The sequence below is a fragment of the Rhodanobacter sp. FW104-R8 genome, from assembly GCF_001617365.1.
Lineage (GTDB): Bacteria > Pseudomonadota > Gammaproteobacteria > Xanthomonadales > Rhodanobacteraceae > Rhodanobacter.
In genome coordinates, this window is the sequence record NZ_LVJR01000034.1 from 1 (window position 1) to 653 (window position 653).

1 protein-coding gene is annotated in these 653 nt (G+C 47.9%); it reads left to right on the top strand.

Translation table 11 applies throughout. From position 1 onward, the window contains the following. The first annotated feature begins 102 nt into the window (after nt 1-102). On the top strand, nt 103-513 hold the full coding sequence (locus tag RHOFW104R8_RS17385) for a hypothetical protein (RefSeq protein ID WP_153021706.1): 411 nt from the start codon (nt 103-105) through the stop codon (nt 511-513). Nucleotides 514-653 lie beyond the last annotated feature (140 nt).

Here is a 653-nt window from a genome sequence, read left to right on the forward strand (position 1 = left end):
CGTTCGACCGGACTGCGGGTATAGGATGTCGCGGCAATCAAGCGCTGCGCGCCGCAGCCAGTCAACTTTAGCGTTGGGCCTCTTACTCACAGGAGATCGAAGATGATTGAAAGAATTACCCTTAAAGATGCTGAACGGATCGTTCGAGTTGTTATGGTGACAATTCTTCTTACCGCAGGAACGAGCAAGTTTTTCAGCCACGGCGGTTTCTTAGCGTACTACTCCAAGTTGTTTCAGGGAGATTTACGAATTCAAATACCCGCATTTCTCATAAACGCTTATCTGCAAATCATACCGTTTATTGAAATCGGGCTTGGCTTTGCACTTTTTAGCAATCGGCATAAACAGCTTGCCGTGTATGGCTGGTTTGCATTCATGCTGAGCCTTCTCGTTGGTCACTACATTCTGCAAGAATGGTCGTCTGTCAATCAGATGCTTGATTACTTTTTTCTTGGGTTACTTTGCTTTATGTTGCCCAATCATCAATCTTGGTTTCGTCGAGACCCTTCGTGATCAACCGAGGCCCAACCCTACATTCGAGCGGGACAGGCCAGAAGCGGCCTGCCCCTCAATTTGAACGTTGAGGCTGTAGAAAAACCCCTTTCCACGGATGGATAGACGGCCAAAATGACAGCCGTTGCATCACGTCACTC